24 protein-coding genes are annotated in these 24,811 nt (G+C 59.1%); 10 read left to right on the top strand and 14 right to left on the bottom strand.

Annotated features, from left to right (window positions below; all coding sequences use genetic code 11):
* Positions 1-6 precede the first annotated feature (6 nt).
* A complete protein-coding gene (locus tag NSND_RS19235; RefSeq protein ID WP_080880528.1) occupies positions 7-1,890 on the top strand; it encodes a potassium transporter Kup in 1,884 nt (627 codons plus the stop codon).
* A 74-nt stretch (positions 1,891-1,964) separates the two neighbouring features.
* On the opposite strand, the gene trmL is transcribed toward NSND_RS19235, so the two are convergent.
* The 3 genes from trmL to ychF all read right to left on the bottom strand — a co-directional run bounded on the left by trmL (position 1,965) and on the right by ychF (position 4,162).
* Positions 1,965-2,429, bottom strand: coding sequence for a tRNA (uridine(34)/cytosine(34)/5-carboxymethylaminomethyluridine(34)-2'-O)-methyltransferase TrmL (gene trmL / locus NSND_RS19230; RefSeq protein WP_080880527.1), 465 nt, complete (start codon positions 2,427-2,429; stop codon positions 1,965-1,967).
* Between the two features lie 128 nt (positions 2,430-2,557).
* Positions 2,558-3,013, bottom strand: coding sequence for a ferritin-like domain-containing protein (locus NSND_RS19225; RefSeq protein WP_080880526.1), 456 nt, complete (start codon positions 3,011-3,013; stop codon positions 2,558-2,560).
* Positions 3,014-3,070: 57 nt separating this feature from the next.
* Positions 3,071-4,162, bottom strand: coding sequence for a redox-regulated ATPase YchF (gene ychF, locus NSND_RS19220; RefSeq protein ID WP_080880525.1), 1,092 nt, complete (start codon positions 4,160-4,162; stop codon positions 3,071-3,073).
* 409 nt (positions 4,163-4,571) lie between these two features.
* Between ychF and NSND_RS19215 the strand changes: the two genes are divergently transcribed.
* On the top strand, positions 4,572-5,264 hold the full coding sequence (locus tag NSND_RS19215) for an LbetaH domain-containing protein (protein ID WP_080880524.1): 693 nt from the start codon (positions 4,572-4,574) through the stop codon (positions 5,262-5,264).
* A 90-nt stretch (positions 5,265-5,354) separates the two neighbouring features.
* On the opposite strand, the gene NSND_RS19210 is transcribed toward NSND_RS19215, so the two are convergent.
* The 3 genes from NSND_RS19210 to galE all read right to left on the bottom strand — a co-directional run bounded on the left by NSND_RS19210 (position 5,355) and on the right by galE (position 9,392).
* Complete coding sequence (locus NSND_RS19210; RefSeq protein ID WP_080880523.1) at positions 5,355-6,428, bottom strand: family 20 glycosylhydrolase; 1,074 nt, start codon at positions 6,426-6,428, stop codon at positions 5,355-5,357.
* A 631-nt stretch (positions 6,429-7,059) separates the two neighbouring features.
* A complete protein-coding gene (locus NSND_RS19205; protein ID WP_143833631.1) occupies positions 7,060-8,058 on the bottom strand; it encodes a hypothetical protein in 999 nt (332 codons plus the stop codon).
* A gap of 314 nt (positions 8,059-8,372) precedes the next feature.
* The gene (gene galE, locus NSND_RS19200; RefSeq protein ID WP_080880939.1) at positions 8,373-9,392 is read right to left on the bottom strand and encodes a UDP-glucose 4-epimerase GalE; all 1,020 of its coding nucleotides are present in this window, start codon (positions 9,390-9,392) and stop codon (positions 8,373-8,375) included.
* A gap of 198 nt (positions 9,393-9,590) precedes the next feature.
* Between galE and NSND_RS19195 the strand changes: the two genes are divergently transcribed.
* From NSND_RS19195 to NSND_RS19185, 4 genes are all read left to right on the top strand, one after another.
* Entirely contained in the window at positions 9,591-10,451 is an 861-nt protein-coding gene (locus NSND_RS19195; protein WP_159450894.1) for a DnaJ domain-containing protein, read from the top strand.
* A gap of 69 nt (positions 10,452-10,520) precedes the next feature.
* A complete protein-coding gene (locus NSND_RS21875) occupies positions 10,521-10,643 on the top strand; it encodes a hypothetical protein (protein WP_255373895.1) in 123 nt (40 codons plus the stop codon).
* A 115-nt stretch (positions 10,644-10,758) separates the two neighbouring features.
* Positions 10,759-10,980 (top strand): PIN domain-containing protein, encoded by a 222-nt coding sequence (locus tag NSND_RS22245; protein WP_369974240.1) that lies wholly within the window; start codon positions 10,759-10,761, stop codon positions 10,978-10,980.
* A complete protein-coding gene (locus tag NSND_RS19185) occupies positions 10,895-11,176 on the top strand; it encodes a putative toxin-antitoxin system toxin component, PIN family (protein WP_369974253.1) in 282 nt (93 codons plus the stop codon). The genes NSND_RS22245 and NSND_RS19185 overlap by 86 nt, the downstream gene beginning before the upstream one ends.
* A gap of 119 nt (positions 11,177-11,295) precedes the next feature.
* On the opposite strand, the gene NSND_RS19180 is transcribed toward NSND_RS19185, so the two are convergent.
* On the bottom strand, positions 11,296-12,306 hold the full coding sequence (locus NSND_RS19180; protein ID WP_080880520.1) for an RDD family protein: 1,011 nt from the start codon (positions 12,304-12,306) through the stop codon (positions 11,296-11,298).
* A 225-nt stretch (positions 12,307-12,531) separates the two neighbouring features.
* Here NSND_RS19180 and NSND_RS19175 point away from each other — a divergent pair, with 225 nt between their 5' ends.
* Together NSND_RS19175 and NSND_RS19170 are read left to right on the top strand one after the other, a co-directional pair.
* On the top strand, positions 12,532-14,094 hold the full coding sequence (locus NSND_RS19175; protein WP_080880519.1) for an AAA family ATPase: 1,563 nt from the start codon (positions 12,532-12,534) through the stop codon (positions 14,092-14,094).
* 308 nt (positions 14,095-14,402) lie between these two features.
* Entirely contained in the window at positions 14,403-16,157 is a 1,755-nt protein-coding gene (locus tag NSND_RS19170) for a tetratricopeptide repeat protein (protein ID WP_159450893.1), read from the top strand.
* Positions 16,158-16,239: 82 nt separating this feature from the next.
* On the opposite strand, the gene NSND_RS19165 is transcribed toward NSND_RS19170, so the two are convergent.
* The 7 genes from NSND_RS19165 to NSND_RS19135 form a co-directional block, all read right to left on the bottom strand.
* Entirely contained in the window at positions 16,240-17,193 is a 954-nt protein-coding gene (locus NSND_RS19165; protein ID WP_080880517.1) for an aldose 1-epimerase, read from the bottom strand.
* A gap of 51 nt (positions 17,194-17,244) precedes the next feature.
* Entirely contained in the window at positions 17,245-18,510 is a 1,266-nt protein-coding gene (gene pfp / locus NSND_RS19160) for a diphosphate--fructose-6-phosphate 1-phosphotransferase (protein ID WP_080880516.1), read from the bottom strand.
* Between the two features lie 260 nt (positions 18,511-18,770).
* A complete protein-coding gene (locus tag NSND_RS19155; protein WP_080880515.1) occupies positions 18,771-19,304 on the bottom strand; it encodes an FKBP-type peptidyl-prolyl cis-trans isomerase in 534 nt (177 codons plus the stop codon).
* 56 nt (positions 19,305-19,360) lie between these two features.
* The gene (locus tag NSND_RS19150) at positions 19,361-20,713 is read right to left on the bottom strand and encodes a DEAD/DEAH box helicase (protein WP_080880514.1); all 1,353 of its coding nucleotides are present in this window, start codon (positions 20,711-20,713) and stop codon (positions 19,361-19,363) included.
* 148 nt (positions 20,714-20,861) lie between these two features.
* Positions 20,862-21,161 (bottom strand): RNA recognition motif domain-containing protein, encoded by a 300-nt coding sequence (locus tag NSND_RS19145; protein ID WP_080880513.1) that lies wholly within the window; start codon positions 21,159-21,161, stop codon positions 20,862-20,864.
* Positions 21,162-21,437: 276 nt separating this feature from the next.
* The gene (locus NSND_RS19140; RefSeq protein WP_159450892.1) at positions 21,438-22,268 is read right to left on the bottom strand and encodes a hypothetical protein; all 831 of its coding nucleotides are present in this window, start codon (positions 22,266-22,268) and stop codon (positions 21,438-21,440) included.
* A 26-nt stretch (positions 22,269-22,294) separates the two neighbouring features.
* Positions 22,295-22,540, bottom strand: coding sequence for a hypothetical protein (locus NSND_RS19135; protein WP_080880511.1), 246 nt, complete (start codon positions 22,538-22,540; stop codon positions 22,295-22,297).
* Positions 22,541-22,737: 197 nt separating this feature from the next.
* Between NSND_RS19135 and NSND_RS19130 the strand changes: the two genes are divergently transcribed.
* A complete protein-coding gene (locus NSND_RS19130) occupies positions 22,738-23,175 on the top strand; it encodes a DUF5069 domain-containing protein (protein ID WP_159450891.1) in 438 nt (145 codons plus the stop codon).
* Positions 23,176-23,282: 107 nt separating this feature from the next.
* Positions 23,283-24,767 carry a M28 family peptidase gene (locus tag NSND_RS19125; RefSeq protein WP_159450890.1) on the top strand — a complete coding sequence of 495 codons (1,485 nt, stop codon included), beginning with the start codon at positions 23,283-23,285 and terminating at the stop codon, positions 24,765-24,767.
* The last annotated feature ends 44 nt before the right edge of the window (positions 24,768-24,811 follow it).

Raw genomic sequence — 24,811 nt, 5'->3', positions numbered from 1 at the left:
GTATCCATGCCGAAGCATCTCAACAACCAATCTTCTTCCGTCTCCCTCACCGTGGCCGCCATGGGAGTGGTCTATGGCGACATCGGAACCAGCCCGCTGTATGCCCTGCGCGAGTGTTTTCACGAATCGCATGGCCTGCCGGTCACTCCCGACAACGTGCTGGGGATTCTGTCCATGATCGTGTGGTCGCTCGTGCTCGTCGTCACCGTGAAATATCTGCTGTTCGTAATGAAAGCCGACAACGAGGGCGAAGGAGGCATGCTGGCGCTCCTGGCGCTCAGTCAGCAGTCCCGCCCGGTCGATCTCCGCAAAGGGCTCAACGTTGTCGTCACACTCGGCTTGATCGGCGTGGCGTTTCTCTATAGCGACGGCATCATTACACCGGCCATTTCGGTCCTTAGCGCGGTCGAAGGGCTCACGCTGACCACCGATGTGTTTACCCCCTACATCCTGCCTCTGACCGTCGCGCTGGTCGCCTTGTTGTTCATGATCCAACGCCGGGGCTCCGGAACGATCGGGAGCATCTTCGGCCCCATCATGCTGCTCTGGTTTGTCACGATGGCCCTCCTCGGGCTCCACAGTTTGATCCAAACCCCGGAGGTTCTGCGTGCCGCCAATCCGCTGTATGCGATCCAGTTTTTGATTCGGCATGCAGGAGTCGGCATCCTGGTGCTGGGCAGTGTGTTTCTGGTCCTCACAGGTGCCGAGGCGCTGTATGCCGACATGGGCCACTTCGGACGCCGACCGATCCAACTCGGCTGGTTTGTGGTGGCCTTGCCCGCCCTTCTGCTCCAGTACTTCGGCCAGGGTGCGCTCCTCATGCGGACCCCGGCGGCTCTGGCCAATCCCTTTTACTTCCTGGCCCCCGACTGGATGCTGTACCCCTTGATCGCGCTGGCGACCATGGCCACCGTCATCGCATCCCAAGCCATGCTGTCCGGGGCCTTCTCGTTGACCTTGCAAGCCGTTCAATTGGGCTATCTGCCGCCGTTGCGGATCACCCACACATCCGCCGAGCAACATGGCCAAATCTACTTTGGCCTGTTGAATTGGTTCATGTTCATCGGCACCGTCGGTCTGATCCTTTCCTTCGGATCGTCCAGTAATCTGGCCGCAGCCTATGGCATCGCCGTCTCGGGTTCCATGATCATCACGACCCTCCTGATGTACCGCGTGGTCCAGGCCCATTGGCAATGGAGCCCGCTACCGGCAGCCATGGCAGTCGGGGGCTTCCTGCTCATCGATCTCGCCTTCTTTCTCGCGAATGCCCAAAAAATTCCCCATGGCGGATGGTTCCCGCTGCTGCTCGGCGCGGCCGTGTTCACCGTCATGAGTACTTGGGCGCGAGGACGCGCGATCGTGGCAGACCACTTGCGCGAGCAGTTTCCTCCATTGCTTCAATTCGCCCGGGAAGTCTTGTCGCAGGTGCAATGCAGAACCGCCGGGCGCGCCGTATTTTTATCTCAACATCCCGACATCACCCCGCCCGCCTTGCTGCAAAATGTCCGGCACAACAAATCTCTGCACGAGCAGGTCTATATCCTCACAGTCCGCACAGAGCCTGTGCCCTACGTTCCATCCGGAGGCCCGCTGGAAATCACCACCATCCAGGAAAACCTGTTTCAAGTTGTCGCCAGATGCGGATTCATGGAAACGCCGGACATTCCACGTGTACTCACCTACCTCGCAGCCCGCGGCCATACCCTCCCTGTCGAGGAGACCACGTTCTTCCTGAGCAGACTGACCTTTTTGGCGACGCCGAAACCGGGGATGGCAATCTGGCGGGAAAAAATATTTGTCTTCCTGTCACGAAATACCCAGAGAGCCAGTTCCTATTTCCACCTACCGGCGGAACAGGTGGTTGAAATCGGACTGGTGCTGGAGATTTGATCGCGTCGCTGAGCGGTCTGTGACGAGCCCTGCCCGGTGGGATCCGGCGGTGCCTGCGAAGGAATGACCGGCGATCAGACACCTTTCCAAAATTCGACCTGCCGCCAGGCTTCGTAGAGCACCACCGCGACCGAGTTGGAGAGGTTGAGGCTGCGGCTTCCCGGCACCATCGGTACGCGCAGGCACTGCTGTTCAGGGACGCTGCCAAGAATCTCCGCCGGCAATCCACGGCTTTCCGGGCCAAAGACAAACGCATCGCCTTCGATGTAACGAACCAGATCGTACCGCTGTCTGCCCTTCGTGGATACGGCGAAAATTCGGTGCCCTTCCATGCGTGCTAGGCACTCGGCCCACCCCTCGTGCACCGTGATCGAGGCGAATTCGTGATAATCCAGTCCGGCTCGCAGCAACTGTTTGTCTTCCAGCGTAAAGCCCAACGGCTTGACCAGATGCAACGAGGCACCGGTGTTGGCGCAGAGACGGATGATGTTCCCCGTATTCGGAGGAATTTCAGGCTGGTACAAAATCACGTTAAACATACAGGCAGGGTCAGGGGTGACGATGAGTGGCCGGCTTCAATACGCAGCAGCAATCGGCGTAGTGGATCATGACGAGAGCTTGGTCCGGAACTCCGGACCAGGCCTGTGCCGTCACACAGCGTGAAGAGTTAAGACTTGAACGCCTGCACATCGCCCGACTTGCGAAGCATCTTATTCACTTCGTCCAAATGCAGTTCTTCCCCGACGATCATTTCGCGGGCATACTCTTCCAACAACACGGACTTGCCCTCACTCAGTTTCAGCAATTCGTAATATGAGGCAACGGCGGCTTTCTCGTGCTCCAGACTCTCCCGCAGAATATCTCCCACATCATGCTTCTCCGTTTCGAGCAGGGTACCGATCTTCAACGAAGGATGGCCGCCCAATAGAGTCACCAGCTCACCGGCTTTGTGGGCATGGGCTAGACTTTCATCCGCATTGCCCTTCAGCCACGACACAATCGGGATACGGTTGTACCCGTAGACCATCAGCGCGTAGTGCGTGTACCGAACTACGCCGGCCAACTCATGTTCCATAATTCTGTTGAGAATCGCTACAGCTCGCTGTGTGTCTTGTTCGTTCACGTTGGATCTCCGATCAGGCAAGCAAACCCTGCCTCGTAACATGGTAAAAGAGCGTCGCTAGACGTTGAACCGGAAGTGCATCACGTCGCCGTCCTGCACCACGTACTCCTTCCCTTCCAGCCGCATCTTCCCTTTTTCCTTCGCCCCCGCTTCGCCTTTGCAGGCGATGAAGTCGTTGTAGCCGATCACCTCGGCGCGAATGAACCCCTTTTCGAAATCGCCATGAATGACGCCGGCGGCCTGCGGCGCCGTATCGCCGATATGAATCGTCCAGGCGCGGACTTCTTTCACGCCGGCGGTAAAATACGTCTGTAAGCCCAGGAGTTGGTATGCCGCGCGGATCAGTCGATTCAGCCCCGGTTCGGTCATGCCGATGTCGGCCAGGAATTCCCGCTTCTCTTCGTCTGAGAGCACCGCGATTTCGGACTCCAGTGCGGCGCAGATGGCGACGACCGGCGCCCCTTCATGCGCAGCATATTCTTCCACCCGCGTCAGCAGCGGATTGTTGGCAAACCCTTTTTCAGCCACATTGGCCACATACATCACAGGCTTCATCGTCAGCAGGCACAAGGGCTTCAACAAGGCGCGCTGCGCCGGGTCGAGTTTCAAGGTGCGAGCCGGCTTCCCCTCATTCAAACAGGCGGCCACCTGCACCAGCAACTCGCCTAGCTTTGCGGCATCTTTATCGCCCGAGCGAACGAGCTTCACGTTCCGCTCCTGAGCTTTTTCCACTGTGGTGAGGTCGGCCAGCGCGAGTTCCGTCACAATGGTCGCGATGTCGGAAATCGGATCGACCTTCCCCGCCACGTGGACGACGTTGTCATCTTCAAAACAGCGCACGACATTCACAATCCCGTCGGTCTCGCGAATAGTGGCCAAAAACTGGTTGCCCAGGCCTTCCCCTTTCGAGGCTCCGGCCACTAACCCTGCGATGTCCACGAATTCGGTCGTCGCATACTGCATCCGCTGCGGCTTCACGATGTCCGCCAGCGCCTGCATCCGCGCATCCGGCACCTCCACGATGCCGATATTCGGCTCGATCGTGCAGAACGGATAGTTCTCGGCTGCGATCCCGGACTTGGTCAACGCATTGAACAGGGTCGACTTGCCCACATTCGGCAGCCCGACGATTCCACATTTCACACTCATGACGATCCCTTCCTAGTCAGCCCACTGTTGTTTCAACCCTGTCGTTTCCCACGCCCTCACGGGTGGAGGGGGTGAGCACCGCGGAGGCGCATTCTACGTGTTCCAGGCCGGTCCGGTCCACTCCCGAGTGCCGGGATGAGGAGACTCGACGCGTACCTCAAGTTTAAGGCGCCATCCGCCGACATGGAGACGAGGGGAGCCTATGCGGCAAGAGGCGTGAACCAGCGCGACGAATACTGGATCAACAGCGTGAGCCACCGTCAAAGAATACGACACCGACATGACGCCGGGCCTGCAAGCCGAGTGGCAGCAAGCCTTGTACGCTGAGGTTCACTCGATCGTGATGCAGGGCACAACGACAGGCTCATCCATACAGGGGTGAGCGCCCGTGTTTCCCGGAGAATTCTTGATGCCTCGATCCTTGCCCCTCTCACTCAGCCTGAGCCTGAACCTGCTCCTCATCGGCATCACGCTGGTCGGCTGGGTAGCCCCCAACGTTCCCGCCACATTTAATCCCCACGTCGCTGTGCCGACGATTGCCGCATCGGCACGCATTCATCCCCTGGCGGCGGTCATTGGATCCGTGACTATCGGCGAGTTGATTTTCATCGCACCGGGCGCTTCGGTCCGCGGCGATGAAGGACAGAACATTTATGTCGGGGATCACAGTAACGTGCAGGACGGGGTCGTCATCCATGGACTGGAGACGTTCGAAGGGGACCATGAATTGCCGGAGAACGAAGTGCAGGTCTCGGGCAAGACCTATTCCGTCTATATCGGCAAGCGCGTCTCACTGGCCCACCAATCGCAGGTGCATGGCCCCGCCAGAATCGGTAACGATACCTTTGTCGGCATGCAGGCCCTTGTATTTCGCACTGAACTCGGTGACCACGTGGTGGTCGAACCGGGAGCGAAGCTGATCGGGGTCAAAGTCGCTTCAGGCCGGTATGTGCCGGCGCTCACCCTCGTGACCACACAGGAACAAGCCGATACCCTCCCTCTTATCACCTCTGCCTACCCCTATCGTAATCTCAATGAGGGAGTCGTGACCGTGAATGTGCAGCTAGCCAAAGCGGGGCAGCCTAAACAGATCGGCCGCTAGCCCGGCTCACCATGACACAGCGGAACCGGCAGGCGTTCCCCTCGCGCCGGGGCCCTGACGGTCCCACTCAAGAGCGACCTTTCCCCGCCGTTATGGAGCCGTCCAGCCATGTCCTTCCGGAGGGGCAGCCGAAGCAGGTCTCGGCGGCACCGCCGCATCGGGGTTACGGAATAACATACCGGACGAGCGAATAATCCAGTCGACCAAGTCCCGGTCGTTCCGCTGCACGTGGAACCAGGTTGTCGCCATCAGACCATAGGCGTGCCGGGACAACGCATAGCGGCTGAAATTGCGCATGGTCTCCTCCCGTTTCCAGGTGGCTCCGATCACGCGAAACCCTTCGCTCTGCATCACGGACATCGAGGGAAAACTCCCCTGCTCGTCGCCGTAGTGCCAGTCACACATCACGATATCCCGTGGAAGCCGATTGCGAAGCGCTTTCCCATACCCTGCCGCCATTCCATGCAGATGCTTGGACGAGGCGCCGGGAAACTCCGCCGGATCGAGCAGCATGTCAGCCCACATCCAGGTCTCCACCCCCTTTTGAGTCAGGTAGCCGTGAATGCGTTCGACATCCCGGGCAAAGAGGTCCGCCGGGACCATGAGCTCACCGAACTTCAGCCATTTCGCCACCTGGCCCACCGTCCATCCAAATGCTTCGTCGTGGCCGATATGGATCGCCCGGGGATGCAGGGCGTCGATAAGTTCGTCGAGCAGCCGGAATACAGCCTGATAGACCCCTTCCTTCCTCGGATCATAGGACACGGCATTGAACATCAAACCGGGATAATGCTTCTGAAAGAACTGCTCCTGATGTGTCAGGAGTTTGACCTCGGGAATCACGTCCAATCCATGCGCGCGGGCGTAGGCAGCCCAAGAGAGAAACTCGGCTTTAGTCCACGCGCCCTTCACGGGTTTCCACGGGGCATGATCGAGCCTCACGCCATCGGTGAGCACCACCTGCACAGCCGTGAAACCGGCCGCCTGAGCCTGGTTCACATACTCGCGCGCACGCTCCAGTGGAACCGTCCCGGTCAGGACGAAATGCATGATCCGCATCGGTTCCCAACTTGAGCCCGACGATGGTGCTGCCGCCGCATTCCCCGGCAGAACAGCCAGAAGCGCAAGCACTGCCCCGCACAGCGCAGACACACAACGGGACATGTCTCCTCCTCAATTGAACAGCAGATCCGTCTTGCCAAGCCTGAGCTGCGCCCCGTCGTCAGCCGCACATTCACTTCGGGGGAGAGGGTCCGAACCTGCTCATGGCGACACAGCCGCAATACATGCTGCGTAGGAGCGGTGCCATGCGCACCTGATCCCGCAAGACACAGACCGGTCAACGTCGCGCGATGCCGTCCGGATAATACGTTGAGCCAGGCAGGGGCGACAGGGCTTCGTCCACACCGCACGTGGCCGATACATGGCGATCCCGCAACGCACTCTCACAAAAATCAGGGGGGAAACCTACACGCAGACTTCACGGAGGTCAAGAAAAGCTCTCTGGAATATGCACAAAAATACTGCGGCTGCCCCATACGTAGAGCAAACCACTACGCATATGCAATTTTGCACTACGTATGCATGCCAGTACATTCTACTTATTGATCGATTCGCGCCGACCAGGCCGTCCCAAACCGGTCAGACAGGAAGATTCGTTGCAGTAGGATGGGACGCTTGGGATGGACAGAGCGGGCGTGGTGCGACAAGCGGGAGCGATGGGTCAAGCGGGAGCGATGAGACGCTGGGCTAGTCGATTACGGTACGATACTCAATCACTCGTTTCGCTCCATCCCTATTTAGGAGCCGTAAGTGCATCCTGTGCCACGTGGCCGGCCATCGATTTCTCCTGGATATTATGCTGAATTTCCAGGGCGATCACGCGCGCCAATTGCTCCGCCGAGAGCGCGCCCATGGGCAGCCCCTGCGTGTCCGGATAAAACGGGTCATCGGGCGCAGCCGTTCGATAGGTATTCACCAAAATTGCGGCCGGTTGAACGCGTTGGTCGCGCGCTCCTACTATGACGGCCTTCTCCTCGGGGAGTACCCTGGTCCGAGTGGCCCAATCACGTTGGTCAATGTTTACGAACGCGACAGTCCACACCTTCCCATTCAGCAAGCTTCTGACCGCCTTCGGCGTACGTTCCCAGAAAAACGGTTCCCGGACGATGCGCTGAAGGGCCTCACGAACCCGGATCTCATAGAGCTTGGTCGTCGAATCCGGATGAGTCGGCGCGACCAATACGGTACTGCCGACTTCATAGTAGGACTGGCCGTCGAGGCTTCTTTGATCATCTACGGTTCGCAGGTACGAGCCGAGTAGTTGCTGAAGGAGACGTACCCGCTCCTCTCCGGAGAGGGCCGCGATGTCCTGGTCCGTGCGAATCGGCGCCGACTTCAACGCTCGTTCACCTGCAACCATTTTTGGCTTCGGCGCGGTGTCCGCCTTGCTGGCCACCCATTGAAATTCTCTTGCCAGCACCGGAGCCAGCGTATTGGGGTGATGCAGATACCCGTTCTCCTTCAGTGACGACGCGCTGATCAGCAGTATGACTCGTCCCGGCTGTGTGGTTCGAGCGACGAGGAACGGAAATGCTCTTCCCTCGTCGTTCACCACGGTCGTCTCAATTACGACCCTGGCCAGTGCCTCTTTCTTGAGGCTTTCATCGAAACGCGGATAGTCGGTCCGATGTTGTACGAGAACAGCGAACGCTTCTCTCACCGTTTCAACGGCGGCGCTCCTGTCTGCCTGAGTCAGACCGGTCTCTTCTGCGGCATCGTTGCCTGGCCCCATGAAAATCTGAAAGGACGCGCCAGGGATCGAGTACCCCGCTCCCACCGTGATATGAGCCTCGCCATCCGGATGGCTTACGTGCCCTTGGTGGTTCGCATGAACCGCCGGCACGAATAAGAGAGCGCACGCGACCGCCCCGGCACCGATTGCCCATGACGCACCCCGGGACACCAGGATGATGAGACCCGCCCGGAGTAGAAGGGTAGTGATATGCAGAACGCTCACCTGTCGACAATCGAGCACTGGCTCACTCTGTAGGCCGATCGTTTTCATCCGAAGATCCCCCGACTCACAGCGCTCGCCCCGCTGAACACTCAGCCCGCATACCCCCTTGGATTCGAACTTTGCCAACGCCAGGCATCGGCACACATCTCATTCAGCCCACGCGCGGCCTCCCACCCTAACGACTTCAAGGCTTGCTTGGGATCGGCATAACAGGAGGCCACGTCACCGGGTCTGCGGGGGGCGATTTTGTAGGGAACCGGCTTTCCACTCGCTGCCTCAAACGCCCGCACGATCTCCAGCACACTGTATCCATTTCCAGTCCCGAGATTCACCGTCAAACATTCTCCCGGACGTTCCAGCCGATCGAGCGCTTCCAGCGCCTTGAGGTGGCCCAGTGCCAAATCGACCACATGAATATAATCCCGCACCCCGGTGCCGTCCGGAGTCGAATAATCATTGCCCCACACGTTCAAACATTCCCGCCGCCCCACCGCCACCTGCGCCACGAAGGGCAAGAGATTATTCGGCGTCCCCTGTGGATCCTCTCCGATCAGTCCGCTGGCATGCGCCCCGACAGGGTTGAAATAGCGGAGAATGCAGATTCGCCAGGAGGCATCGCTGCGCTGAAGATCGCGCAAGATCTCCTCCACCATGAGCTTCGTTCTGCCGTAGGGATTCGTAGCCGACAACGGATGGTCCTCCGTAAGCGGGAGACGCTGAGGATCGCCATAGACCGTAGCAGAGGAGCTGAACACCAGCCGCTTCACGCCGCACTCACCCATGGCGTCCAACAGTCGCAGTGACCCGACGACATTGTTGTCGTAGTAGGCCAACGGCTGCTGTACCGACTCCCCCACCGCCTTCAGACCGGCGAAGTGAATCACCGCCGTCGCCCGGGACTCACGCAAGGCCGCTACCAGGGCTGCGCGATCACGGCAATCCCCGCGTATCACGCGCAGAGATTTTCCGGTAATCCGTTCCACACGAGCCAACGCTTCGGGATGGCTGTTGGAAAAATTGTCAAAGACCGTGACTGCACAGCCGGCGTTGAGCAGTTCCACACAGGTGTGCGAACCGATATAGCCGGCACCGCCGGTAACCAAAATCATGAGCATCGCCTCCGATGGAATCTACAGAAGGAATAACCTGCCTTGACCTACGATACACCGCCGACAATTTTCCCACAATGCCGAACCCGCAATGCGCGCGCTGAATCCATCCACCAACCCATGCCGACCCCGATCATGCGGGCTAGCGCTTCGCCGTCGCACTCCGCTACACTTCATCACATTGATCAGGGACACCGCATGCGGGACGAACGGACCACGAACTACTACGCCATCCTGGAACTCTCTCCCGGCGCGTCAGACGCGGAGATCAAGCGAGCCTGGCATGAACACATGCAGGTCTGGCATCCCGATCGCTTTGTGCATTCGCCGACCCTACACCGGAAAGCCGAGGCCCGCACGCAGCTGATCAACCAGGCCTATCAGACCCTCAGCGACCCCGCAGCCCGCGCCCGGTACGACGCCGGCAGACAACATCCCTCATCACCGACACCGCCTCCACGCCCCTCGCCGACGCCCCGTCCGCAAGCCGCTCCACGACCGCGCCAGGAACTGCGCGGGCCCCAAACGATGCTGAACGTCACCCGGTTCAGTCATCCCAAAATCATGGTGCCGGCCATCCATATGCTGGTCGACAGCCGCGAACATCTGCCGTACGAATTCAAGGGACTCGTGCGCATCGCCGGAACGATCACACAGACACTGCCGGCCGGTGACTATGCGATTGCAGAAGCCCCGGCCATTTTTTGCGTGGAACGCCGTCGCGTAGAGGAGTTCAACACCATCTTCTCCAACCCGTCCGACAATCGTCCGCGCTTTCTCCGTGAGCTCGAACCGCTTCTCGCATACCCGCATCGCTTTCTAGTGATCGAAGGCGCTATTCAATACAACAGCGGCGGAGGGCGGCTCGGCCAATACCACCGAAACGGCATGGTGGATTTTCTGGATGCCCTGACGGCCAGATTCGGACTGCAGATCATCTATTCAGACAGTCGCGAAGAGGCTGAAGAACGGGTTGCGAACCTGGCGGCCCTGCACTATGCCTACCATCTCGCCGAACAGCAGGGCCTCGGTCGCTGCCTCACGGAGAACGACGCCTAGGCGGAAAAAGAGCCGCCTTGCCAGGATGCCAGGATGTAAGATATCCTTACTTTGTAGTGAGGGTCCCCCATGTTGGCAAAGAAAACATCGAAGAATCAGGTGACATTGCCCAAGAAAGCGTTGCAAGATATTCCTGAAACCGACTATTTTGATGTCACGGCCAAGGGCGGAGTCCTGATACTGAGCCGATGACCATGGCAGAACCAAGCTCGCGCCTCACAGCGGTTCGCCAGAAAATAAAAGAGCTCGGGATCGAGATGAAAGACATGGATCGCGCCATTGCCTGGGCGAGAGGACGTCGCCGCCGGTGATTCGAGCCGTTCTCGACACGAATGTCGTCGTCTCGGCATTGCTATTCTCTGGGTCACCATCACGACTTATTTCTGCCTGGCAATCCGGCCGGCTTCGTCCGGTCGTATCCGCTCCTATCCTCGACGAATTATATCCGCGTCCTCGCCTATCCAAAATTCAAGCTGACGAATACCGAGATACGAGGGCTACTGGAAGAAGAGCTGATCCCCTTCATTGAAACGGTGACTGCGGTCCCAACGAACATTCCCGACTTACGCGACCCGGACGATGCCAAGTTCATTACCTGCGCGGTGGCCGCCGGCGTCCGATGGCTCGTGAGAGGCGACGACGATCTCCTCAGCCTTCATCACGTCGAATCGGTCGACATCCTTTCCGTCACAGCCTTCCTTCAACAACTTAAACGGAGACCCTGACCCTAGTTGGGCTGGTAGCCGGAGTTAAGAACCGATGGGAAATAGCTTGTAGCTCGGAAGAAGCACGGATCGTCGAACTTCCTATCCCACTCGACGCTATCGCTATTAGCCATCGGCGACTATCCTGGGGACCCGGCACTAATTGGCTCGACTCTCTTGAGTCGCTTCAACCATTCCCGATGAGAATGCGCGAACGTTTTTGTTGTTCGTACATGTGAGATCATGATGTCGTAGCCATAGGAAACCACTATCGACACCTGCCCAACATCACGAATGCCGGACGGCGGCTCAAACATCGCCATGGCAATTTGGTCCGCCACCCTCTCAAAATTTTCTGGTTTTACCCACATAGACACGCCGACAAGAATCCATGAGGTAGAGGTCTGCCCGGTCGCTGCAGTGCTGGCCTTGGTTGTGCCCCGCTGCATGGAGACTTCGGCACCCGGCACTGCAGACTGAACAAGCCGTCGTGCCTCAACCAGCTGTTGCATGAACTCAGGCTGTTCAGAAGTGTGAGGCATCAACACTCCCCCAAGCACTGCAAGACAAAGCCCCCCAGTGATTGCAAAATGGGGCTTCCAAATTTCCTCATGAATCTCTGAAGTGCTCTCCGCATTCCTCACAAATGTTCCACCCGCTAAATCGTGAATGGATTGTCTTGTCCGTCGATTACAACAATAGAGATACACAGTTGCCACACTGACACCAAAAATCAAGATACTGAGAACAATGCCCCAAAGTTGCTCATGTTCCCCCGCAGGCACGGGCATTCCATTGAGCGCTACTGGCAACAATAAGATCGTCGCACGGAAAGCCGAGCGAGGTAGGCTAACCAGCGCGGCCTTGGCATCTGTGACTCGAATCTTCAGGAGACGTTTGCCGAGAGTCTGCCCCTGTCCAATTCGGCTGTTCAACGTGCCGAAATACACCAATGCAATGGCACCACCAATGAATCGCCCCGTTCGTCCGAGTGCGGCCAACTGATCGAACCACAGAAAACCTAGACACGCTCCGATCGCGCCAAGGAGGGATGCATCCACCACAGCAGCTCCAATACGTCGCCAGAATGTAGCGATCCGAGGCGCCGGCTTGTCTTCGTCGTCGCAGGGATTTTCCGGATTAGATGTCATCCCAATTCCCTTCCAAAGAATTCTTCTGCTCAGGTGATTGTTGCCTCAGTGGAATCACCTGTCAATTTGATCCGCACAATATGAACAAACTCTCGCCAGTGTCCTTCCCACTATTTATCATCAGCTATCGGCCATGAGCGTCTGTCCCTACGCTCATCTTCCCGTCCGGTCACAATCGCCCCTTTGCTTGGTGGGGTGAAACCCTCGTGCTAGCATTTCACTCCTATGTCACTCTCGACGAGCGTGCATGATCTCCGCACACTGATTCGCTCCTGCCACCCCCTGATCGTCGTCGAGACGGTCGAAGAAGAGCGAGTGCTGGCGTTGCTTCAATCCGTGGCGGCGCAGGAACGCATGCCGCTGTTCGAATGGTCGATTACCAGAGGCCTCACCAGGCAGGACGAGGGGCAGAGCATCAACAAGATGACGGCCACCCCTCTGGCTGTCCTTCAACACCTCAATGGACTGACCGTCGAGGCCCTGTTCTGGCTCAAAGATCTTGCGCCACACCTGCAGGACGCCGCTGTGGCCCGCCAGTTACGGGAAGTCAGTCATCATTTCGGCCGTTCTCGTACGACCTGTGTGCTCACCGGCCATCCCATCGTCCTTCCGTCCGACATTGAACAGATTGCGGTCCGGCTCGACCTGCAGCTGCCGAATCGTAATGAACTGCAATCCATGCTCCAAAGTGTGCTGCAGTCACTCGGTACGAGAACGTCGCCGCGCCGCCCCGGCTCCACCACCGTGGTGCAGAGCATGCTTCACTCGCTCGCCGGCTCCAAACCGACCCAGGCAACCCCCTCGACACAAGAATCCGACGCCATCCTCCGCGCCCTGCAGGGATTGACGTTGCATCAAGCCCGGCAGGTCATTACGCAATGCCTCGTCGAGGACGGCAGACTGTCTGCTGCCGACGTACAGACCATCCTGAAACGCAAGGTCCAGGCGATCAAGGACGGCGGGCTGTTGGAATATTATCCCCTCGAAGACAACCGGTTCGAATTGGGCGGATTCGTGAATCTGAAATCCTGGCTGGAACGGGCGAAGGTGGGATTCACGGCAGAAGCCAAGGCGCTCAACCTGACGCCGCCGCGCGGCATCATGCTGGTGGGTGTCCCGGGCTGCGGCAAGTCGCTCGCGGCAAAAGCCATTGCACGCGAGTGGCAACTCCCGTTGCTCAAACTCGATGCCGGGCGGCTCTTCGACAAATTCGTCGGCGAATCGGAGAAGAATTTCCGGAAGGCGATCGAGATGGCCGAATCCCTCTCGCCGATCGTGCTCTGGATCGATGAAATAGAGAAGGCGATGGTGGCCGGCGGCGGAAGCGGAGATGCCGATGCCGGATTGAGCCGCCGGCTCTTCGGCGCCTTTCTCACCTGGCTGCAGGAAAAGAAGCAGGAGGTGTTCGTCGTCGCCACGGCAAACAACCTCGCCTCCCTCCCGCCTGAATTGCTGCGCAAAGGACGGTTCGACGAAATCTTCTTCGTGGACTTGCCTGACGACCACGAACGGACCGCCATCTGGAAGATCCACCTGGCGCTCCGCAAACAGGACAGCGCGGGATTCGACCTCGAGAAAATCGTCAGCGCCAGTGATGGGTTCAGCGGCTCGGAAATCGAGCAGGCGGTCGTCACCGCACTCTACCGGGCCTTACATTACAAGACCCCGCTGACGACCGATCTCTTGATTCAAGAATTGTCCGGCACCGTGCCGCTCTCGGTCACTCGCCACGAAGACATCGATCAGCTTCGAACCATGGCTCACGGACGTTTCGTCAACGTGCGGTAAGCGGATTCGATTCCGCTCCGTTGAGACAACCGCTTCGGTGACCGCATTATTCACCGGCTGACCGGGACTCTCCCGACAGGACGCGCCTCGTGCCCCGCTCACAGCCGGATCCATCCGGGGCACCTCGCGGAGCCTGGCCATCGTACAGTAAGATAATCCATTGTGCCTGGGGCCGCTGAGGGCGACGAATCCTTCTCCCTCAGGGTGTCTCTAATCGAACACAGCAGGCTTGCTGTGGGGTATTATTCTGTACCCGTGCGCGCCTGACCATGGAAGGGACTTGTTCACCTCAACCAGAGACCTATCTCATGCTGATCCATACATGTTCGCCCGTTCGCGCGCCGCAGCCGTTCATCCGGCTGACCTATCACATCATTGGATTCCTCCTCCTGCTCCTGCCCGTCACGCTGACCGACGCACCCAGAGCCATGGCGAACGACCAGGGCCTCCCCTCGGAAAGCCAGGTCGCCCAACGCGCCAAAGCCGCGTGGGAGCAGGGTACGACAGACCTGGCCCTCGGCATTCTGGACCAAGGCATTCATGAGAACCCGCAGGCGTTCGCGCTGCACCAACTCCGTGGCGACATGCTGGCCACCTCACGCCACACCGAAGCGGCCCTTCAGTCCTATGAAACCGTCCTGGCGAGTATTCCCACGGCACTGGACGTGCGATGGGCTAAGTGGAGCGTGCTGGTTCGTTCCGGGCAGGTGGAAGAAGCGGTCATCGAATTGCAGCGTATTGCCGCCATCGAACCCCAGAACCCGCTGATCCATTTGCGACTAGCCCGTGAGCTCCGGAAACTCGACCGGCTGGAAGAATCCTTCAAGTCCTATCAGCAGGCCGTGGAGCTGGGACCCGACATGCTCAACTGGCGACTAGCGATGGCCCGCGCACGATTCGACATTTTGGATTACGAAGGCGCAGATCGCGAGGTGCAATCTGTGTTGCAACAGGTCTCGCCCGGTTCCCCGCTGGAGCTGTCCGCCAAGAATCTGCTGACCGTGTTCTACGGATCGACAGAGCGAGGCCGCCGCTTTGCACCCATGATGAGCCCGGACGCGAACCCGAAACAACTCAAAGACTGGTCGATGATTCGCCACGATGCCTACGCGCTCTTCGAGGCCGGGCGCTATCAGGAAGCCGAACCGATGTATCGGCAACTCCTGCTCCTCAATCCGATGGACCCCCTCGCCAAGCAGCACCTCGGACTGATTCTCATGAACCTGGGCCGGTGCAAAGAGGCGATCAGCATCATCCCGAAAATGGAGGGCCTCGATCCTCTCGATGAAGACTATGCGGCCACCGTCTATCGCCTGGGTCAATGTCTGGTGGATTTGGGAAAATGGGAGGACGCGTACATTCAATTCAAGATCCTCTACGACACGACCGTGGCATTTGAACAGTCGACGAGGGAGGTCGAACTTCCGATCGGAACCAGAGTGCTGGATAAAAATAAACTGCTGCGATGGTTGGACAAGATTCGTCCGCATGTCCCCGAACTGGCCAAGGCAATCGAGATGGAGGACGCCGTCTCGGTCACACCGGCCGCGCCGGTCGTTCCCTCGGAAGCAGAGCTCGCCGCGAAGGCCATGGAGAACTTGAAGCCACAGAACACCCTGGATACGGCGGCCTCCCTGGTCGGACGGGATGCCGATTTTGCCTGGTTTCGATTCGTCATCCCTGCGAAGAAAGTCATGCGGGACGATTCGCCCACCGGTGCCCATGACTTCATTCCCCTGGACCCTGGAATCAGCTTTCCCGCTACCCAGCAGGACATTTACCTGGTGTTCGGATTGGTGACGGCGTCGTACGATGAAGTTCCGCTCGCAGCGCGCTGTTTCAAAGAACGCACGGAGCTGACCGGCGCGCAGCCGGCGGTGGCGCAGGATCAGCTCATCATGTCCACCAACGACCAATCCGGTTACTTTGTCCTGTCACGTCCATCCACCGGCTGGACGACGGGACTCTACCGGTGCGGGTTATTCGCAGGGGAACAAACCTCGGCCTACACTCAGGTGGATGAAGTGCGATTCCGCATCGTTGAATCGACGAAGCCGTCGTAACGGAGTCTGCGCGGACAAGAGCACATGGCTGATCGCGTAGAGCGGGTGACAGGAGAGGACGACACACACCGAGCAAGGAGCCTTACAGAAGGCAATGAGTGACGCGATACCGTCCGGTGAAGGTTTCATCGGGCTGCAGTCGCTTCAACCCCCACTCGGGATGATTGAAGGCATCGGTCGCGCAGGTCATCGGCTCAATCGCCAGCGCGCGGCGCGGCGCGGCGACAATCGCATCGCCGGTGTAGACTACGATCGCGGAAAACGAACGATCCATCACCACCTCGATCCTGCGGCCACTCCCCTGGTGCTGCAGTGTGGCCGTCGCCATTCCCTCCGCATCACGCTCCAACCCGACATAGCAGTGATTGAAACGGAGGTTGCCGATCCGGCGACGTTCGCGAAAATCCCACTCGGTATCCTGCGCATCGAGGACCTTGCCGGTCGGCGCAAGCCGGTCATTGAACTCAAGATACCCGGAAGCGGGAATCCGGGCTTCCGCTTCATCCACCAGCGCAGTCCCGACCGTGAAATAGGGATGAAATCCGACTCCGACCGGCGCAGCCTCACGCCCTACATTGTGAACGGCGAACGAGCAGGTCAATCCCTGCCTGTCCAACCGATACGCAACACGAACGGCGAGCGAGAAGGGATAACCTCTGGAGGCATAGTTGGCAGCTTCCAGCTGGACCTCAAACGCGACGCTCTCCGAATCGGCCTGCTGCGTGGTCCACGGCAGGGTCCGGACAAATCCATGGATCGCGTTCGGACCTTCTTTGTCGTTCCGTTCAAGCTGCAACGGCTGCCCATCAAAGGAGTAGCGCCCCTCCGACACACGTCCGGGAAAGGGAATGAGCACATCTCCCTGCCCACCCTTTTTGTGCGCGCCGCCTGCATAGCCCCAGACAATGTCGCTTTCGCTCCCGTTCTCTTCAAGCAGGTAGTACCGGCGTAGCGCCGCGCCCCAGGGTGAGAGCAGCGCGCGCTGCTGTCCACATGCGAGAGCAATTTCTGTATCCGGTGTCGCTTCACTCGTCATGACGCCCTACGTCACAGCGGATGGGACGAGGTCCAATCCCTCGCCCCTCTCTCACAGATCCTTGCCCATCAGATATTCGAACCGTTTCCGGAAATCATCCGCGGCGAGACCGGCCGTGGTGGCCAAGCGGACCAGCGCCTGAGGCTGATTGAAATCATCCGGAGCCAATCGAATCATGTACCGCCTTGCAATGACGTACGACTCAGACTCCACATCCACCATACGCACCCTGGTACGGCCGGTCGCCGGGTCCAGAATGTCGCCGAACGGAATGGGAATGAACCGGCCGTTTTGAATCGACACCATCGCGGCATTCCCGCCCTCCAGGAGAAACTGGGCCGCGCAATAACCGAGATCGCGGGTATATTCCATATCGAACGAAATGGGATCGGCACAGCGAAGCTCGTACCCGATGTTCTTCTCGACGATGGTGGTCTTAATGCCGAAGGAACGCAATTCCTTCTCGACCGCCCGCTTGAGCACGAAGCCGAAGTTGATCTCCGCCAGCCGCACATGTCCGTGCTGGTCTCGCTCCACATCCTGCAGACCGTCGAGATCCTGCTGATCGAGGATTTCCACGAGACCTTCCGCCAGGACCGCCACGCCGTCCGATCGTCCGGCATTGAGCCGCTTGATGAACGCGCCGGCCAGGACATCGACCAGCGTTTTCAGACGAAGAGGCTTCTGTCGAAACTCCTCAGGAATCACCGTCAACGTCGCACCGGCCGCCTTCCCGATCCCGAGTGCCAGATGCCCGGCCTTACGCCCCATCGTCACCACGAAATACCAGCGTGAGGTCGTCTCCGCATCCACCATCAAACTCTTCACGAGCTCCACGCCGATGTGGCGCGCCGTCTGGAATCCGAATGTCGGAATCCCGTGGGGCAGGTCCAGATCGTTATCGATGGTCTTCGGCACATGCACGACCTGGAGGCGACCGGCGGCCCGCTGCTCCAACTTCAGCGCGGAGAACGCGGTATCGTCCCCTCCGATCGTGATCAATCGAGTCACGCCGAGTGCGTTCAGACTCGTCAGGCAGGCATCAAGATGCTCGACTTTCTGGGTGGGGTTCGCGCGCGCCGTGCCGAGGCAGGAGCCGCCGCTGAAGTGAATCCGGCTAATGTCCTCGATCGACAGGCGCTTCACCTTGCTGGTCTGGCCATCCATGATCCATTTGAAACCGTCTTGAATGCCGATCACGTCGCACCCACCAAGAATGCTTCGAATCGTGGCGGCCCCGATGACACTATTAATGCCGGGCGCCGGACCGCCACCCACCAGAATTGCCACCACCGGTCGTTGCTTGATGGTTCCCATCTGCGCTGGATCTCCTCTAAGCCGTGGAAGGTTTTCCTTGCCCCTACTCAATAGCGCGTCAGCCCTCACACCATTCTGGAACGTCTCGTGCTGGGACCCTACACGGAGACGGAGAACGCGTCAAGAACCGGGACACGCCCTTACTGAGCGACAGAACGATCGATGTGGTTCGAGGACTCGTGACGACGATTCAGCACAGAGCGGCGGAAGCCAGCCGGCTTCAAGCCGGCTGCCTCGCCGCTCTGGTGAAGAGAGAGCGTTTAGGGGGTCTTGCTTGCAGGGGCGTCCGCGGCATCGCCCTTTTCGACCTTGAGGACATTCACATCGAAGGTGAGCGTCTTTCCAGCCAATGGATGGTTGAGATCGATCAACACCTTCTTGTCATTCACTTCGAGGACCTTCACCAGCCGGTTATCCGACGCCTGCAAAATGTCCCCGACCTTGACGTCCTTGGGAAGCTTTTCTTTGTCCACGCTCTGGCGTAGCTTGTTGTTGTAGGGACCGTAGGCGTCCTGCGCCGCCACCTCGATGCGCCGTTTCTGTCCGGCCTTCATGCCGTCGAGAGCCTTTTCGAGGCCGGGGACAATTTCATGCGCCCCCTGCACGAAGATGATCGGCTCCTGACCGACATTCGAATCGGCGACGGACTTGTCGGGAAGCGTCAGAATGTACTCCAACGACACTTTCACCCCGTCGGCAATGGCGAGATCGCCTTGCGCGTAGGCGCCCGCCCCCATCAACTGACCACCGACGGCCAGCAACATGCCCAGCAACAGACTCCGTCCAGCTTTCATCGACGCGTCCTCCTAATCATGCCGGTCCAGCAATCCCTGCCGAACCATGCGGTTCTTCAACTGTTGCCACGGCGCGGGGCGGCGGGACGATCCGCACGCCAACCTCGACGGCCCTGCCCGCCTCTCGCATCCTGAGGCATGGAGTTTTGGCGCTCTCCGGCACGTCGCGGTCGGGCATCGCGCCCCCGCCCATCATGCCTGGATTGGCCGTTCGACTCAGGCTCATGCGCAGGAGGCGGCAGTACCGCCAGTGCGGGCAACGTCAGGCGCTTCGTTTGGATTCGCAAACGGCGCACCATCGCCAAGTATTCATGCTCTTCCTGCGGAGAGAGAATCAAGAGCGTCGCGCCGGATCGTTCAGCCCGACCCGTTCGGCCGGTGCGATGCACGTAGGACGTGGGGTTGCCGGGCAGTTCGTAATGAATGACCTGCGACACCGACGGCACATCCAATCCGCGAGCGGCGACATCGGTCGCGACCAGGGTGCGCAACCGGCCCGATCGGAACGCCGTGAGGGTCCGTTCCCGCTGGGCCTGCGAGTGGTTTCCGGTGATGGCACCGACCGAGGCTGGCTCTCCGCCCAGACGGGCAGCCAACCGTTTCACTTTGTATTTCTGATCGCAAAAGACCATCGACTGATCACCGGACTCCGGAGACTGGAGCAGTGTGTGAATCAACTGCACCCGCGAGGATTCGCTTGGCACCACGTAGTACGCGTGGGTAATCGTGGTCGGCGTATTCACGCCGGGATCCACCGCCGTTCGAGCCGGATTCTTCAGCATCGATTCGGCGAGCGTCAGAATTTCCGGCGAGAAGGTTGCCGAAAACAGCATGGTCTGTCGTTGGGTGGGAAGCAATTGCAGAATACGCTGAATGTCGCGCAGGAATCCGCGATCCAACATTTGATCCGCTTCATCCATGACCACATATTCGACCCCGCGCAGGTCCAAATGGCGGGTCCCCGCCACGTCCAACAAACGCCCCGGCGTTCCAATCACGATCAACGGCGGTTGGCGCAAGGCGCGGTAGTGCCGCTCGATGGGGACACCACCGTACACGGCCAGCGACGTGACTGACGGCGGCGCATACTTGCGCAATTCCATTTCAATTTGAAGGGCCAGCTCACGGGTCGGCGCGAGCACGAGCGCCCGCGGCGATCTGGAAGATCCGGCATGCGACGCGGAGGCATGACCGGCAGGCTTCCAGCCCTCTTTGACGGCCCGTTCGATCAAGGGAATAAGAAAGGCCAGCGTTTTCCCGCTGCCAGTCTTGGCCTGGGCCAACAAATCACGCCCCTCTAACGCCAGCGGAATCGCCGCGCTCTGAATGGGAGTCGGCGCGGTAAACCCGGCCTGTTGTAAACGGTCAGCGAGAAACGATGTAAGAGACAATTCGGCAAACGACACCATGCAACGACACTCCTAAATCTCAATCTTGGGAAAACAGGGGCAGATAACCTGATGGCCCTGCAGACCAGAGAGAGGACAACACGGTAAGAAAAACGCAGGGGCTACCCTGTCGGCAGCCCCTGAATAGGTATAGCGAAACGAGCGCAGCTTAGTGCCGGCCCCCGCCCATTCCACGTCCTCCGCCACCACCGGAGCGGGGCTCCTGCGGGCGGGCTTCATTCACAGTCAACGTGCGGCCCCCGAATTGTGTCCCGTTCAACGCGTTGATCGCCGCCTGCGCCTCGGAATCTCCCGACATTTCGACGAAGCCGAAGCCCCGTGACTGGCCGGTGAATTTGTCCGTGATGATGCGCGCCGACGTCACCGCCCCGTGCACCGCAAACAGGTCACTCAGCTGTTGCTCGGTGGTTGAATATGGCAAGCCGCCAACGTAGATCTTCGAACCCATTGGGTTCCTCCTTTGAGAATAAAATGGTGTTGTCTGGGACTCGAGAAAGAAACGAGGAAGGAATGGGGCGAAGATGCAAACACAGCGGCAATCTTAGCTCTGGCTTCCGAAATTCCCGGGAAGAACCCAAAACAACATCGAAATCGAGCCCTGTAATTCTTTTTCTACTCCACCGCCAAGGCTCTTCGCAATGAAGCACCTTCACTGTATCCTACCAAAATAGGAAAGGCAAGCGTGAAATGGTCTCCGAGTCGAGCAGGCCCGTCGGCATCGCGCCTAGTAGGCCGCCGGCGCCGACAATGGACGGCTGGAATATAATGGTGAAGCGTTGAAATTATCGAATCGCGCAGTCGCCTGCCCACGCACCAGAATCCCCACCTGTCCGACGCCAAGCGTTTGATCCTCAACAGAAAGCGCCAGGCTCCCGTCGAAGAAGGTCTCCACAAAATCCTTACTGATGATGGTGTTCCGTTGGACCCGGAGCGTATGCCATTCAACCGGCTTCGACTTAATCGCCGCCCGGCCTAAAATCGACTCTTTGCCTTCGATCACCCGCACCACCTCTATGGACTTCTGCGACAAATCCACCACGGTCGCATAATAATTCTTCGGATCTTTCAGGCCGAACACCACTCCTATCTGCCCGGATGTGGCATCGGCTCCCTGACGAATCCTGACGACTAGCTCAGGGTATTCATACTGAAATCCTTGCGCGACCAACAACTCGACACAGGCGGGACAGGAAGATGCCCCCAGCACGACATTGGGCGAGGAAGGTGCCGCCGATTGCGCTTCAACTTTCCAGTCCCCGCCTGGTTGATCGCCCGAAGCCACGGCGAGAAACCCCTTTGGAACCCCTCCCGCCTGATCCTTATCGAACGTCCAATTGTTGAAGAGCTGGGGATTCGCCTGTTGCCGCAAATGCTCCGCCTTTTCCGTAGACGTTTCCTTGGGCACCGCCAACACCGATTCAACCCCGCTCATCGACATCAGGGTCAACACGATGACACCGACGTATCTCCTGATATTCCTGAGATGCGCCATAGCAAGCGACTGACTGTCACGTAGGAACTCTATCTGCCTTACCAGCTCGTGTCCATATTGCACGGGAGCACTCCTCCTTCGAGCGGATCTTACGATTTCGGCTGGGTCTGCTTGATCCGGATGATGTCCTGTTGAAATCGATCGCGTTCAGCCAGGATCTTCTTTCGTCGCCAGCCGCGCAACGTCCACCACTTTATCTTGTCCATGAACGTCACCACGGGGGGAGGCACGCTCCCGGCAGGCCCGTGCTGAAATTCATAGCCTTGATGCGTACCTTGATTCTCGCGAAACCGTCCGTACTGATGGTCGTACAGACCCTTTCCCTGCTCTGCCATAGATCCTACCTCTTGCCTCGCTTGGTGATCCCGACCTGCCCTCACGGAGGATCAGCTCCTGAAGGAACGGCCCCGACGCTCACCTGATGGCCGATAGTACATTGAGCCCCCGGCTCTCTGCAATGGGATCGACCGGGTATGCTATAGTGCCAACGGTTCGCAAGAAACCTCTCCTTCCCAGGATTATGAGGCACCGCATGGACCTATCCCAGCAGTCGCCGCGACGATGGAGTGACACCCTGGCAGGCATAATGTGGCTGCCACGGTTGATCGACAAGGTGCGCGCCTTTCAGGCCGGCACGCTCGGAACCTATGCCTACCCCTCCGCACTGGACCAGTCCTTCATGCGCCGGTTCCAGCTGACGCCTGCCTACATCGAACCGCTGGTCCGTGAAGCGGCATCCGATGAGGCCATCGGAACCGCGATCCGGGCGCGCATCCAGCTGAGCGACGAGGAGGTGCAACACCGCTGCGCGATCTTCCGTGACAAGTACCGGCTGGCATTCGCCGTGCTGGACCGGGATGACGGCTATGTCCGCGGCCTGGGGTATCCGATCCCCCGCTTTCTGCAGCCACCGCTCTGGCGATGGTATCAACGCTGGTCGGCACAAAAGGCCTCTGCCACGTCTATCTGATGCCCTGCGATCGCTCCATATCACTTGCGCCTTGCCGGCGAAACAGCAGACGCACTGAATCGTCATACATTGATCGACTCCCGTTCTACCTGCTGTTCATCTTATATATGGCCCTGGCCGCCGGCCAGAGTATCGCCGCAGAGACGGGCGCCCCGTCCACGACGCTGACGCAGGCATTGAGTCAGATTTCCAGTGAGCGCATGCTGGCGGATATCCGCGCGTTGAGCGGACCGGCATTCAACGGACGCCAGACCGGGACGCCTGACGACCTTGCTTCCGCGGAGTTCGTGCGGCAACGATTCCTGGAGCTACAACAGCATCGCTCACCGGGCTCCGAGTCTCCCGCCCCGCCCGATCGACTCCCCGCGCACACCCAGATTCAGTCCGCCCCCGTCCGCATAACTCAGATCGACGATGATTCACTGCTCCAGATTGGACCGATCTCTGAGAGTCAACCTGCCGTGGTCGGCACCGACTACCTACCAATCCTCGATTCCCCTTCAGCAGAGCTGGAGACCTCGGTTGTTTTTGCGGGATACGGAATCTCCGATCAGGCCGGCGGACTCGATGACTATGCGGGGATCGACGTCCGGAACAAAGTCGTGCTGTTTCTCCGGGGAAAACCTGAACGGTATGCCAAGCAGGTCTCCCACGCAGATAAAGTGCACATGGCCCACGCACATGGCGCCATCGGCTACCTCACCGCGACAGGACCGATCCTCAATGCCTATGAAACCCGCCGTGGGGTCACGGGTCGGCCGAGCGCCTTCTACGGACTCACGGACCCTCACCGGACGATTCCCGGCGCATGGATCAGTACCGCTCTCGCCTCAGCTATCCTCAACGCACAACAGCCCGGCGAGGACAACCGGTTGCGGCGCCTTCAGCAGCAACTCAACGACACCATGGCCCCGCAATCCACGACCACCGACGTCTCGATTCGAGTGCGGTGGCGGAGTACGCAACAAAACGGCACGCTTCAGAACGTCGTCGCACTCCTTCCCGGACAGGATGCCGCACATCAACACCACGCCATCGTGATCGGAGCTCACCGCGATCATTTTGGAAAACAAGGCGGGCTGCTCTTTGCCGGAGCCGACGACAACGCATCAGGCACCGCCGTGATCCTGGAGGTCGCCCGGGTGCTCACCTCCATACCCGTCGGCCCGAAACGTTCGATCATAGTGGTGTCGTTCAGCGGAGAAGAACAGGGCTTGTTAGGATCGAAGCTCTACGTGACTCAACCAATAGTGCCGCTGACCGCTACCGCGGCCATGATCAATGTGGATCATGCGGCAGTCGGAAACGGACGGCTCACGATCGGGGTAACCGGTTTAGAAAAACCCGCTGCGCAGCAGGCCGGAGAACGGGCCGGACTTGCGGACCGTATCGATCTGTTCGGTTTTTTCCCGGGGGGAGACCATGTGCCGTTTAAGGAAGCGGGAGTTCCCACCGTAACCGTGGTGAGCGGCGGAATCCATCCGCACTTCCATCAGCCGACTGACACGGCGGACACCGTCAACGCAGATATTCTCTCAGCCGCCGCGCGCTACATACTCGCCATAGCCTGGCAACTCGCCGACGCGCCCTAACACTTCAGCGGACTCACTGGCCGTTCTACACCCAACCGGATGTT

It is taken from the genome of Nitrospira sp. ND1 (assembly GCF_900170025.1).
Lineage (GTDB): Bacteria > Nitrospirota > Nitrospiria > Nitrospirales > Nitrospiraceae > Nitrospira_A.
The sequence above is the reverse complement of the archived record's forward strand: the minus strand, read 5'-3'. Positions and strand labels throughout refer to the sequence as shown.